Here is a 12,980-nt window from a genome sequence, read left to right as displayed (position 1 = left end):
CCAGCCGCACTGAAAATCGTCGCCATGCCCGGCAGGGCGACGATTTGCCGAGGCTGGTCTCACCCACCAGAATTGATCAGTGCCTCCCGAGCCAACGCTGCGCGGCTTCCACAATGGCGGTACGCAACGCACGCGTGGTCAGGGTTTGTATATTCCATTGGTGCCAGTAAAGCGGCACATCCAGCGCTTCTCGCGGCGTCAGCTCCACCAGTGTGCCCGCTTCCAGTTCGTGGCGAACCTGGATCGCCGGCACCATGCCATAACCGTGGCCGGCCTTGATGAACGACACAAAACCCTCGGCACTCGGAAAATAGTTCTTCGGCACGCCGGGAGGCAGTCCGGCCTGCCGAAGATAGCGTTCATGCAGCCGGTCGCTGCGGTTGTACACCAGGGCTGGCGCGACCGCCGTCGCGGACGCGGTCACACCATCCGCGAACCAGCGCTGCACGAAGGCCGGCGTTGCCACGCAAAGATAAGCCATGTTGCCCAATGCTTCCACGGTCGTGCCGGCGACCGCGTCGCCGGAACTGGTGATGCAGCCGATCACCTGCCCCTCCCGCAGATGGCGCAGCGTTTCCTCCTGATCGTCGATCCGTATGTCGATCAGGCACGCGGGCGCATTCAGTAGCGGCGCCAGCGCATCGAGCAGCCAGGTCGCCGCGCTGTCCGCATTGACTGCGATCGCCAGTTGCGGCATCGGGGTATGGGCCTGCAATTGAGCCTCCATGCCGGACTCCAGCAGCTGCACCTGGCGAAAATGCGCGATCAGCTGCTGACCGCGGAGCGTGGCCTGCGGCGGCTGGCTGCGTATCACCAGCAATTCGCCAGCCCATTGTTCCAGCGCGCGCAGGCGGTGCGAAACCGCAGGCTGGCTGATGGACAAAGCCATTGCGGCCCGCTCGAAATTGCCTTCTTCCACGATCGCCGTCAGTGCTGCCAGTCCACGATAGTCCCACATGATAAGTTCTGTGAATGATTTATGAACATCATTCATTATACTAATCAACTCAGGATCGTTAAGCTTCGGCCTTTCTGCAGCAAGGGAGCAATGATGCTTAGCGGCGCTTTTTTCAAAGGCATGGCCATGGGCGGCGGCCTGATTGTTGCCATCGGTGCACAAAATGCCTTCCTGCTGCGGCAGGCCCTGCAGCGCCGATACGTCGCAATGTGCATCGTCACCTGCATCTGCTGCGACGTGCTGCTCATTGCGCTCGGCGCCGGCAGTGTCGGTCGCGCCATCGCTTCGAGCCCAATGCTGCTGGAGGTTGTGCGCATCGGCGGCGCATTGTTCCTTGTCGAATACGGTCGGCGCGCTGCGGTATCGGCGTGGCGCGGCCAGTCCCGGCTGGTGCAGGGCGATGAACGCAGCCTGCCTCGTCGCGGGCCCGTCTTCCGTGCCGCCATGGCGCTCAGCCTGTTGAATCCGCACGCCTGGCTCGATACGGTGGTGCTGCTCGGCGCAATCGGCGCGCAGCAATCGGGCGATGGCCGCATCAGCTTTACCGCTGGCGCAATGGCAGCGTCCGTGCTGTGGTTTACCAGCCTGGGGCTGGGCGCGCGCGGGTTGACCCGGTTGTTCGCCCGGCCTGCCGCATGGCGGATGCTCGATGCGCTGATTGCCATGGTCATGTGGACCATCGCCGTCTCACTTTTCGTTTAATAAATCTTCAGAGGACGTATGCAAAAAGAGATCCATCAGATCGAACTGGAACAGGCAGAAGGCGAATACGCGGTTTGCCGTCTGGCGCCGAACGCAGCCATTCCCGCCTGGGCCGATGGGACCGGCTTCGTGACCATCAGCCGCTCGGCCCACGAACTGTCCATCGTCTGCCTGGCTGAACGCGTGCCGGAGGATATGCAGAAGGAAGGCGGCTGGACCTGCCTGCGTTTCGTCGGCCCGTTCGCCTTTGGCGCCACCGGCATCGTGCTGTCGGTCGTGCGGCCGTTGTCGGAGGGTGGACTGGGGGTGTTCGTCGTATCGACTTTCGACGGCGATCATCTGCTGCTCAAGAGAGGCGACATGCCCAAAGCGGTTGCGTTGCTGGGGCAAGCGGGCCATGTGCTGACGCCCGTGGATGGCGCCGACTCCGGCTCACACCAGGTGTAAGGCACCGTGCCGGTCACCTGCCCTCGTGTGCCGATCCGCCGCTTCCGCGGCGAGCGCCATTACGGAACTTGAGGTTCCTTGAAATGGGTCGATCCAGGTGCCGATCCGAGGTGCCGATCGATCAGTGCCGCAACCTGTGCCGCGTGCGTGTAGCCCAGGTCGTGATCCGCGCCGTCGAAGATCCGCAGATCGGCCCGTGGCAGGCACGCGGCCAGCTTCTCCCCCACCTTCACCGGACTGATGGGGTCGCTATTCCCCCAGAGCAGCAATACCGGCATGGGGAGTTCGGGGAGGCGCTCCGTGAGATCTTCGCGGTAATCGAGGAACCAGTCAGGCAGCGCCGGATAGTCGCTGCGCACGAACGGGCGCCAGTCCTGCGCGCCCAGTCCCGTAATATCCATGCCGCCCGACGTTGCTGCAAGGATCAGGTGCGTTACCAAGTCCGGCCGGGCCAGCGCCACCCGGATCGCAATGATGCCGCCCATCGATTGCGCGACGAGTGCCGACGGCGCATCCAGCCTGGAAACGACCTTGCCGACCAGGTCGTCAATACCGTTCACATCATGCTCGGGCGGAGTGGGACCGAATCCGGGCCATCCGAAGTGAATTTTTTCCGCAGGGTGACGCACAAGCCCGGCAACCGGTAGCCAAAAATCCATTCGCCCGAGGGCGCCGGGAAGGAAAAACAATTTAAAGGGCATTGGCAACCCAAGTCGATATGGTCAAAAGGCAATTATGGCAAGACCTGATCCCATGGTGATGCAATGTCATGAGTAGCGTGCTTGCCCTGAACGGAGTCGCGGCTAGGCAAAGTCCAGCAAGCATGCTGCCGTGCGGGATCGGGCACGATGCGCGAGATGCGCCGTGCGCGTGCGGTGGCGAGCAGCGGCGCAGGCGCTGCTCTAGCTCGGCAAATTGCCTGCGCGTGAAACGGCATCCGCGGTTTTCCTTTCTGCCAACAGCGCGTAATGGCCGGCGCCGTTGTTCCGGCGCTTGTGATCAGTCAGGCCGACAGACGAACATGCTTGGAGACCTTTCATTCCGCCTTTATCGCACGCCGGATTTCAAAGGACTTGATGCCGGCGGCAAGCGGTCGCGTGTCGGCATTGATACCGAGCTCCTTGGGTGAAATCGCATCCGGGAATTCCATCCTGATCACGCCTTCCCTGGCGGCAGGCAGGCGCAGCTCGGCATTGGCACGCGCGGTGGTCTTGAAAACGAACTCATGCTTTTCGCCGCCGTTTACGGAGACGAGCATTCGCTGACTGTGGCGATCGTTGACCAACGCGGTGATCAGCACAATCTGCAATGTCAGGTCCCCATTGCCCGCACTGTCCGGCAACGTGTACTTGAAACTGGCTTCCTTGCCCTCGCTCCAGCGTCCGAACGTCTGGGCCGGGCTGAAACCCTGCAGGCTGTCGGCCGGAATGGCCTCGCTGGCGTTGGAGAGATCCCAGTAGGCTACCCGCTCGCTCGTGGCGGCGAAGACCGGCCGGCTGTTCCATTGCCTGGTCTTCAGGTCCAGCTGGCACAGGCCTTCCAGTTTATGCGCATCGGCAAATACCTTGACCCGTTGCAGGTAGTCGGGGCTGCCCGGCGAGCCAAAATTCCAGTCGGCGGGATGGAAGCTCGCCACGCCGTTGATGGTAGGCAGATGCACATATTCGGCGATCAGCATCGCATCCACGTTGTGCGGATACAGCGCCCCTACCGGGAACGACTCGTCGCCCTCCACGGTATCGGGCGAAGCGGTGGTAAAGAATGCGCGGCAACTGGCCGGTGGCGCCGCAATCCCGCTCGTACGCTCCAGCATCAGGCGCCGGTCCAGCGTGGTGATGGGTCTGGTATTGATCTGCTCGGCCAGCAGCACGGTGCCAATCGCCAGCAACGCCAGTGGCGGCCATGACGAACGCGACAGGTACCAGACAGCCAGCGCCGTAGCTGGCAGCGCCAGCAGCAGTGCAATACGCGCGACGACACGCAGCCCGTTACCGCCTGGCCAGAATTTGTAGATAAGGAACCAGGCACTATGGCCATCGATACGAAGTGCCATCACCCATAAAATGAGGCTGGCAGCGGCAATACTGACCAGGGCCGCCTTTTCGGCCAGCCCTGCCGCACTCTTGCGGCGGAAGATACTGAACATGCACATGCCGGTCAGCGCCAGCAGCACGGGCGACAAGCCCGCTTCCATCTCGCCGTTGCCGAAATGGCAGCGACTGCAATGCGCCAGCAGGTATTCGATGACGCCTCCGTACAGCAGGTTGCCGGTACTGACGTTGACCGTATCCCACAGGTTGGGCAGGTAGAACAGGATCTCGCTCCAGGCGCGCTGCCTGGACACGCCGCCTGTGTAAACGCTGACGAACGGCACCAGGGCCAGGCCGGTAACCATCGCGATCCCCGCGATCGCCAGCTTGTTCGCCATGATGGCTTGCCACAGGCGCGCAAGGCCCGGCCGGCCAGCCGTCAGCAGCAGCACGGCGAGCGTGACCATCGCAAACAGGGTAAAGAACCAGGCAGTGTAGAGACAGGTGATCAGCCAGGCCGCGAAAAACACCCCGGCGATGCTGCCAAACCTGAACAGGCGCCGGGCATCATGGGCGAGCAGCGCGCCGATGGCTTCGTAGATCAGCACAGCCTCGACCGGCGCGAATGCCACCGACAGCAGCTGCGCGTGCGACATCTGCAAAAAGCTGTTATTGCTCAGGGTGAAGATCGCCGCCCCCAGCAAAGCCCAGGCCAACGGCAATTTCAATATGCGGCGCCCCGCGGCGATAAAGCCGAAAAAGCCGATCGCCTTGATTGCCACGTTGACCAGTTCATTGGCCAGGAATCCATCGATGCCCAGGGTGCGGAATATCGAATAGATCGCGCCATACAGGAACTGGCCTTCGTTAAAGCCCAGGATATTGGGATACGGGTAGAAATAGTTCGGGCTGCGCCAGTTCGACCAGCCCGTGAACACGTTGAACCAGTGCTCCAGCAAGGCCACCTGGATCACGCCGTCGTAACGGTCGCCGGATAAATAATTGAAGTGGTTGAGAATTTGCAGGCGGAAGAAAATTGCGAGGACCACCAGCGCCACCACCAATGTCGCCAGATTGGGAGCGCGCTGAATGGCGTGATTCAGTTTCGAGACAATACGCATGTAGAAAACCGTAAAAAATTCCGGTGGTCATGATAAGGGATAAATCCCGGATCAAAAATGTTTATGTGGTCCTCACGGACCGCCTGGCATGGGGCGGCGCGAACTGCCATTGCTTTCGACCGACTTACAAAGCACATGGGCTTCCCGCACCAGCGGTGTTGCGGTCAGCTTTGTGGCGAAATGCCAACAAAGGCCATGTTGGCGCAATGTAGCCGCCGTTCATCCCCGCCATCGCGGGACGATGTCTGCAAACAGCGCACCAGGCACCAATTCTGGCCCGTTTTTTTTTCGCCCGAGCCGACTATATGTTGCGACTTTGTAATGTTTCTAGAATATAATCTATCGTTACGGCATTGTGCTGATACTTGACGAGTTTGCTTAATGGTCTTTAGTTCCATCATCTTCCTGTTCTATTTCCTGCCCTGTTTCCTGTTGCTGTATTACTTGCTGCCATGGAAGAATGCAGTGCTGCTGATCGGCAGCCTGTTGTTCTATGCCTGGGGCGAGCCACGCTTCGTACCCCTGTTGTTGCTGTCGGCGCTGCTCAATTATGGCGCCGGTCAGATGATCAGCCGCAGCGAAGGGCCGTCACGCAAGCACTGGCTGTGGCTGGGCGTTGCCGCCAACCTCGGCATGCTGCTTTACTATAAGTACCTGGGCTTTTTCGGCGGCATGGTTAACGCCGTGCTGGAAAAGTTTCATGGGCCTATCGACTTTCCGGCAGTAGTACTGCCGCTGGGAATCTCGTTTTTCACGTTCCAGGGCATTTCCTACCTGATCGACGTGTACCGTCGCGATATCGCCGTACAGACGAGCTTCCTGAACTTCGCCATGTACAAGGCGATGTTCCCCCAGCTCGTGGCGGGTCCCATCGTCCGCTATAGCCAGATCGCCCATGAAATCGAGCGGCGCACGGTCGACAATGCGCGCATCTGGCTGGGCATCCAGATATTCCTGACCGGCCTCGCGCAAAAAGTGCTGATCGCCAATACCGTGGCCGGCCCGGCCGACCATCTGTTCGGCCTGCCGGCAGCGGAATTGACCGCGCCGGCAGCCTGGATCGGCATCGCCTGCTATTCGATCCAGATCCTGTTCGACTTTGCCGGCTACAGCAATATGGCGATCGGCATCGGCCACATGCTGGGGTTCAGTTATCCGATCAACTTCGACCGGCCGTATTCGGCGCGCTCGATTACGGAGTTCTGGCGCCGTTGGCATATCAGCCTGTCGAGCTGGTTCCGCGATTACCTGTACATTCCACTGGGTGGCAATCGCGTCTCGCCGGCGCGCACGTATTTCAACCTGGGCCTGGTGTTCCTGCTGTGCGGCCTGTGGCACGGCGCGGCCTGGACCTTCATCGTCTGGGGCGTGTGGCATGGTGCCTTGCTGATTATCGAGCGCGCCTTCCTGGGCGCACGGCTGGCACGCTGGCCGGGCCTGCTGGCGCAAGCCTGGACGCTGCTGATGGTGATGCTGGGCTGGGTGTTCTTTCGCGCCGATACCCTGCCGCATGCGCTGGGTTACATCGGCGCCATGTTCGGCATGGGCGAGGCGCATGGCCCGGTGGCCAACCCGTGGCAGATGTATTTCGGCCGCTCGGCAATGACGGCGCTCGCCGTCGGCATGCTCCTGGCGCTCTGGCGCGGCACGCCGGTGCTGCGCGCGCCGGCGCTGTGGCGTCCGATGCGCACGACGGCCCTGCTGCTGTGCTTCGCGTTGTGCGTGGTCAGCCTGGCCGCCGGCACCTACAACCCCTTCATCTATTTCCGCTTCTGAACCATGGTCTCTGTTTCCCAACTCCTGCGCGGAAATGCCGTCAAGCTCGGTCTGCTGGCGGTACTGTTCGTGCCAATGCTGGCCTCGGTGCGTGGCGGCGCCGGCAATAACGATGAACACCGCCACCTGGCGCCGGCACCCAGTTTGCCGACCTCCTGGGAGGATTTCCTGCAACTGCCCACGCGCACCGATGCCTGGATCAACGATCACTTCGGCATGCGCGGCGCACTGGTGAAAGCCAATAACCAGGTGCGCTTCAAGGCCTTCCGCGAATTCCCGACCATCCAGATGGCGGCCGGCCGCCATGGGCGGGTGTTCCTGGCAGCGCACGGCACCACGGCGCCGCCGTTCTCCGCCATCACCAATGTCTGCGGCGGCAGGCCGAGCCCGGCGCCGGGCACGGCTGAATACTTCACCAGCATGATGGCCGATTTCGAACGCATGGGCATGCACCCGGCGGTGCTGATCGTGCCATCGGCGGCTGTCTTGCACAGCAGTGATACGCCGAAATGGCTGGAGCCGCGCTGCGCGGCCACCGATACGGCGGTGGATACGGTGCTCAGGGACCCTGCACTCAGTCCCATGGCACGCGAACGCATTTTTTACCCGTTGCAGCAGATGCGTGCAATGGCCGGCGACGATGCGATCTATCCCAAGACCTGGTTCCACTGGAGCGGGCCGGGACTGGGCGAGGTTGCGCGCCTCACCGTTGCCCGCTTCTGGGGGCGGGCGCCGGCGCACCAGCAACCATGGCCCGTCAAGTCGACCTGGATGAATTCGGACGTCAACCACCTGTTCCCCGGTGTCCACCTGGCCAGTTACGTTGCCGAGCCTGATTTCGCGACGGCCAATGTGCAAGCCTGTTTCGGTTCCGCGTGCTTCCCGGAATTCGCCGGCTTCCCGAATTATGCCCGGGTAATGGACGATGTCTCGCGCTTCACCAATCCGGCCGCGCCTGACCGGCGCCTGCTCATCATGTCCGATTCGTTCGGCTCCAAGAGCTCGGGCTGGTTCTCGCGCTACTACCGCACCGTCGAGCAGATGGCCACGCACTCCATCAACGACCTGAGCCAGCCAGACATGGAAACGCTCAAGCAGGTGCTGCTGCGCGATCCGCAGAAGACCGACATCCTGTTCCTGTATCACGACGGCTCCGCCGTCTACAACATGCTGCGGCAGGGTGTGCAGCGGCTGCACGAGCCACCTCGTCCAGGCGCCTAGGCCGGCGCCATGCCGGCAGCGCAGCCAGGCCTGCGCTGCCGCGCCGCTTCCTTGAACCTGGCTGGCGGATTATCCCGCCGCCGGCATCAGTTGGCATGAACCCGGCGATATGGTTAAAACGTCGAGTATGGCAGGAATCGTTTCTGCCAACATCAGTCCATCGCTCCACGATCGCCATCGCCCAAAGCGTGCGGTACAACCCGCTTTTTGCCACGCGTTTGTACCCAGCCGCGATCCACATTGTTGCCCAGGATGCATGTCGCCTGTACTCCATTTCCCACACAGGAAGCGCATGTGCTCTGGTACTGTGACGCGCCATAAGCGGATAGGATAAGTGCGAATACCAATTGGAGCCCCAATGATGGATGCCAATCGAAGGGCCACGGACCTGGCTCACGGCCACACGGCGCAGTCCAGGGCGAACCGCCTTCGTGCCGAGCAGGTCGAGGTCGGCCTGGTCATGCAAGAGATGCTCGGCACGCGGGCCGCAGCCGGCTATTTCTGCGAAAACCACATTTCGATCAACGTGGCGACGCGGGTGTTGACGCGGCCATCGCAGCGCAGATGGCGCGCGCCCGTCAATGTGGCATCGTTCGAGGCCGCGCCGGTCATCTAGGCCCTGGGCGCGGATCGCTGCCTGTCACGACATTTCACAGTGGCGATCGCCCGATGCGGCCTGCGCTGTCCGCCACAGGCTTCGACTGGCGCCCGAGGTGGCATGACAGCAGGCCAACGTCCACTCCTGGTGCAAGTCGAACGTTCAGCCACGAAGCGTCTGGGCGAGCGCCATGCCGGCCAGCCGCGCGGTAGCCAGCAGGCGGTCCAGACTTTGACCATGGCGGGCACTGGCTGACAGTCCGGCCATCGTCGTGCAGATGAAATCGGCCAACTGGTCCGCCTCGCGCGGATAACGTTCAGCAATCTTGTTCCGAATAAAATCTTGCGCAGCAACATGAAAGCCGCAGGCGGCATCACGCGCCTGCGGATCGTTGCTGCGCGTGCCCTCCAGCACCATGCAGCCGGTGGCAGCCGGATCGGCAGCGTAGTAGCGCGCTGCCTCCATGAGGACTTCGGCAAGCGATTCCACCAATGGCCGGTCGGTTTCCAGGATCTTCTTCAGAGGAATCGCACCGAGGGCCGCGTAGCGGTCGAGGATGCGTGCATACAGCCCGGCCTTGCTGCCGAAGGCGGCATAGAAACTGGGCGGATTGATGCCGAGCGCTTTCGTCACGTCCGCGACACTGACAGCGTCGTAGCCTTTCTCATGGAACAGCCGCTGGGCCTTGGCCACTGCTTCGTCCGGATCGAACTGCCGTGGACGTCCTCGGGACGCGGGCATATTTGTAGTCATGACTAAAAAAATCCTTGACAGGTGCGATGGGCCTTATTGTAACATGCGCTACATTAATCACGAAGGAGAATGCCATGGATTTCACGAACAAGTCGGTGCTGGTCCTGGGCGGCAGCCGGGGCATTGGAGCCGCGATCGTCCGGCGGTTTGCCGCCGATGGCGCAAAGGTGTCGTTCACATACTCGGGTTCTCCGGAAGCGGCGCAACTGGTCGCTGAGGAAACAGGGAGCACGGCGTTCTCTACGGACAGTGCCGACCGGGATGCGGTCATCGGGCGCGTCCGCGACAGTGGTCCATTGGACGTGCTGGTCGTCAATTCCGGGATTGCCATCTTCGGCGATGCACGGGAGCAGGACCCGGATGCGGTCGATCGCATGTTCCGTATCAATATCCACGCGCCGTACCATGCTTCGGTGGAAGCCGCACGGCAAATGCCCCCGGGCGGTCGGATCGTTGTGATCGGATCGGTCAACGGCGACCGCATGCCCATGCCCGGCCTGGCCTCCTATGCGTTGACCAAATCCGCATTGCAGGGGATGGCGCGCGGGCTGGCGCGTGATTTCGGTCCCGGCGGCATCACGATCAATATCGTGCAACCCGGACCGATCGACACGGAAGCGAACCCGGCGGACGGCCCGATGAAAGACCTGATGCACAGTTTCATGGCCATCAAGCGCCATGGCCGCCCCGAGGAGGTCGCGGCAATGGTGGCGTGGCTGGCCGGACCGGAGGCGGGTTTCGTCACAGGGGCAATGCATACGATCGACGGCGCGTTCGGCGCCTGATTTGGCGCCTGATTTGGCGCCTGATTAACGCTGCCCGGCGAGACGAAGCTCCAGATCCGGTGCCGAGGCTGGTAACGCCATGCCCACAGTCTGGCAGGACCTTGTTTGCGGTGCCGATGAAAGCACGCGGGATGGCGCCGCTGTCCCATCGTGGAACTGGTCTTCGGGATGCCGGGCATCGGCACGCGGACGCCATCGATCCGCCGCTTCTGCCGCCAGCTCCATCATGGAACTTGAGCTTCCGGACAATCGGTCGATCCGAGGTGCCGATCGACGAGTGCCGCAACCCGTGCCGCGTGCGTGTAGCCCAGATCGTGATCCGCGCCGTCAATGATCCGCAGATCGGCCCTGGGCAGGCACGCAGCCAGCCTTTCGCCCACCTTCACCGGACTGATGGGATCGCTATTCCCCCCAGAGCAGCAATACCGGCATCCGGAGCTCGGAAAGGCGCTCCGTGAGATCTTCGCGATCATCGAGGAACCAGCCAGGCAGCGCGGGATGGTCGCTGCGCACGAACGGGCGCCAGTCCTCCGCCCCCAGCCCCGTGACATCCATGCCGCCAGACGTCGCTGCAAGAATCAGGTGGGTTACCAGGTCCGGACGGGCCAGCGCCACGCGGATCGCAATGACGCCGCCCATCGATTGCGCGACAAGCGCCGACGGCGCATCCACTCTGGAAACGACCTTGCCGACCAGGTCGTCGAGACCGTGTACATCGCGCTCAGGCGGAATAGGACCGAATCCGGGCCATCCGACGTGGATTTTTTCCGCACGGTGACGAACGAGTTCGGCAACCGGTATCCAAAAATCCATCCGCCCGAGGGCGCCGGGAAGGAAAAACAGTTTTGAGGGCATGGGTAACCTGCCACATTGCCCATTAATAATCGCATTGCTGCCAATTAATTTTGCCCTGGTGGATCGGGCAGTAAATTTTTCAGCAACACGGCACTTGCCTATAAAATAAGGAAATCGATATCAACTTGAAGGGGGTTGCATGTCCACATGGTCTGCCGGTTATGTCTCCGAAGTTGGATACACCTACGGGGTCTATCCGGAGTTGAACCCTTTGCGCCTGGGCCTGGCCCTGTTGAACGGTGGTACCGCGGTACCGGAAATCCGCACGGCGTGCGAACTGGGCTTCGGCCAGGGCCTGGGCATCAACGTGCATGCCGCGGCATCGGAAATCGACTGGTACGGTACCGATTTCAATCCGTCGCATGCGGCGTTCGCGCAGGAACTGGCGCGTGCCTCGGGTACGCCCGCCCACCTGTTCGACCAGTCGTTCGAACAGTTCTGCAGCCGCGACGACTTGCCGGATTTCGATTTCATCGGCCTGCACGGCATCTGGAGCTGGGTCTCGGAGAGCAACCGCCGCATCATCCTGGACTTTATCTCGCGCAAGCTGAAAGTGGGCGGCGTGGCCTTCATCAGCTACAACACGCAGCCGGGCTGGGCGCCGATGGTGCCGCTGCGCGACCTGATTTCGCAATACGACCAGGTGATGTGCTCGCCCGGCAGCAATATCCTGAAGCGGGTCGAACAATCGGTGGCGTTCGCGGAACGCCTGCTGGCAACCAATCCCAAGTTCAGTGCCGCCAATCCCCAGATCGCCCAGCGTCTCACCAGCATGAAAGCGCAGCCAAAAAGCTACCTTGCCCACGAATATTTCAACAGCGAATGGAAGCCCATGCTGTTCAGTGAAATCGCCGGCCACATGGAAACGGCGAAACTCGGCTTCGCGGCCAGCGCGGATTACCTGCGGCAGCTCCCCGCACTGAACTGCAGCGCCGACCAGCTGGCGCTGATCAAGGAAATCGAGGATTCGACCTTCCGGGAAACGGTCTACGATTTCATCGGCAACCAGCAGTTCCGGAAGGATTACTGGGCGCGCGGCACCCGCAAGCTGACCACCCAGGAACGCGCGCAGCAGTTGCGCCGGCAGCGCGTGGTGCTGACGACCCCGGCGAAAAAGGTGCCGACGACGATCAAGACCGTGGCCGGCGACGTCACGCTGCATGAGGCCATCTACCGGCCGATCCTCGATGCGCTGGCCGACCATCGGCCGAAATCGATCGCCGAGCTGGAGCAGGCTTGCGGCGAGGTGAAGTTCGCCAACCTGACGGAAGCCGTGTTCATCCTGATCGGTGCGGGCCAGGTGCACGCCGCCCAGTCGAACGAAGTCGTTGCGCGGGTCCGGCCACGCACCGACAAGCTGAACGCCCGCCTGTGCGAATTCGCCATCCAGAACGGCGATATCGGGCAGCTGGCGTCGCCCGTGACCGGCGGCGGGATCGTCGTCAACCGTTTCCAGCAGCTGTTCCTGCTGGCGCGCCGCCGCGGCATAAGCCAGCCGGAACAATGGCCGCGTTTCGTGCACGACGTGCTCACGTCGCAGAACGAGCGCCTGTTGAAAAACGGCGAGCAATTCTCCGCCGAGGAACAACTGGCCGAGCTGACCCGCGTCGCCACCGTGTTCAACGAGGAATTCCTGCCGATGTATCAGGGGTTGGGTATTGCTTGAGAGAAGCGGGGACTGCGCTGTCGGGGTGACAGCCTGGTGTCGCCACCGGCTCTTCGGTGGCGAAGCAG

General features: G+C 62.0%; 12 protein-coding genes. 7 read left to right on the top strand and 5 right to left on the bottom strand.

The annotated features are described in order from the left end of the window. Window positions 1-76: 76 nt before the first annotated feature. Window positions 77-958 carry a LysR family transcriptional regulator ArgP gene (locus tag GJV26_RS18645; protein ID WP_229419351.1) on the bottom strand — a complete coding sequence of 294 codons (882 nt, stop codon included), beginning with the start codon at window positions 956-958 and terminating at the stop codon, window positions 77-79. 21 nt (window positions 959-979) lie between these two features. Here GJV26_RS18645 and GJV26_RS18640 point away from each other — a divergent pair, with 21 nt between their 5' ends. Next, window positions 980-1,660, top strand: coding sequence for a LysE/ArgO family amino acid transporter (locus tag GJV26_RS18640; protein WP_308807634.1), 681 nt, complete (start codon window positions 980-982; stop codon window positions 1,658-1,660). Window positions 1,661-1,678: 18 nt separating this feature from the next. Further along, entirely contained in the window at window positions 1,679-2,107 is a 429-nt protein-coding gene (locus GJV26_RS18635) for an ACT domain-containing protein (RefSeq protein ID WP_155710150.1), read from the top strand. A 59-nt stretch (window positions 2,108-2,166) separates the two neighbouring features. Here GJV26_RS18635 and GJV26_RS18630 read toward each other — a convergent pair whose 3' ends face one another. Both GJV26_RS18630 and GJV26_RS18625 read right to left on the bottom strand, forming a co-directional pair. Next, window positions 2,167-2,808, bottom strand: coding sequence for an alpha/beta fold hydrolase (locus GJV26_RS18630; RefSeq protein WP_155710149.1), 642 nt, complete (start codon window positions 2,806-2,808; stop codon window positions 2,167-2,169). Window positions 2,809-3,143: 335 nt separating this feature from the next. Continuing rightward, window positions 3,144-5,258, bottom strand: a complete 2,115-nt coding sequence (locus tag GJV26_RS18625; RefSeq protein WP_155710148.1) for a carbohydrate-binding protein — start codon at window positions 5,256-5,258, stop codon at window positions 3,144-3,146. Window positions 5,259-5,639: 381 nt separating this feature from the next. On the opposite strand from GJV26_RS18625, the gene GJV26_RS18620 reads away from it, so the two are divergent. From GJV26_RS18620 to GJV26_RS18610, 3 genes are all read left to right on the top strand, one after another. Then, entirely contained in the window at window positions 5,640-7,034 is a 1,395-nt protein-coding gene (locus GJV26_RS18620; protein ID WP_155710147.1) for an MBOAT family O-acyltransferase, read from the top strand. A 3-nt stretch (window positions 7,035-7,037) separates the two neighbouring features. Continuing rightward, the gene (locus tag GJV26_RS18615) at window positions 7,038-8,255 is read left to right on the top strand and encodes an alginate O-acetyltransferase AlgX-related protein (RefSeq protein ID WP_155710146.1); all 1,218 of its coding nucleotides are present in this window, start codon (window positions 7,038-7,040) and stop codon (window positions 8,253-8,255) included. 358 nt (window positions 8,256-8,613) lie between these two features. Further along, the gene (locus tag GJV26_RS18610) at window positions 8,614-8,871 is read left to right on the top strand and encodes a hypothetical protein (protein ID WP_155710145.1); all 258 of its coding nucleotides are present in this window, start codon (window positions 8,614-8,616) and stop codon (window positions 8,869-8,871) included. 144 nt (window positions 8,872-9,015) lie between these two features. Here GJV26_RS18610 and GJV26_RS18605 read toward each other — a convergent pair whose 3' ends face one another. Then, a complete protein-coding gene (locus GJV26_RS18605; RefSeq protein ID WP_155710144.1) occupies window positions 9,016-9,606 on the bottom strand; it encodes a TetR/AcrR family transcriptional regulator in 591 nt (196 codons plus the stop codon). 74 nt (window positions 9,607-9,680) lie between these two features. Here GJV26_RS18605 and bdcA point away from each other — a divergent pair, with 74 nt between their 5' ends. Beyond that, entirely contained in the window at window positions 9,681-10,391 is a 711-nt protein-coding gene (gene bdcA, locus GJV26_RS18600) for an SDR family oxidoreductase (protein ID WP_155710143.1), read from the top strand. Window positions 10,392-10,793: 402 nt separating this feature from the next. Here the strand turns inward: bdcA and GJV26_RS18595 are convergent, their stop codons facing one another. Then, the gene (locus GJV26_RS18595; RefSeq protein ID WP_308807633.1) at window positions 10,794-11,246 is read right to left on the bottom strand and encodes an alpha/beta fold hydrolase; all 453 of its coding nucleotides are present in this window, start codon (window positions 11,244-11,246) and stop codon (window positions 10,794-10,796) included. Window positions 11,247-11,385: 139 nt separating this feature from the next. Between GJV26_RS18595 and GJV26_RS18590 the strand changes: the two genes are divergently transcribed. After that, on the top strand, window positions 11,386-12,912 hold the full coding sequence (locus tag GJV26_RS18590) for a methyltransferase regulatory domain-containing protein (protein ID WP_155710142.1): 1,527 nt from the start codon (window positions 11,386-11,388) through the stop codon (window positions 12,910-12,912). Window positions 12,913-12,980 lie beyond the last annotated feature (68 nt).

Source organism: Pseudoduganella dura (assembly GCF_009727155.1).
GTDB lineage: Bacteria > Pseudomonadota > Gammaproteobacteria > Burkholderiales > Burkholderiaceae_D > Rugamonas > Rugamonas dura.
The sequence above is the reverse complement of the archived record's forward strand: the minus strand, read 5'-3'. Positions and strand labels throughout refer to the sequence as shown.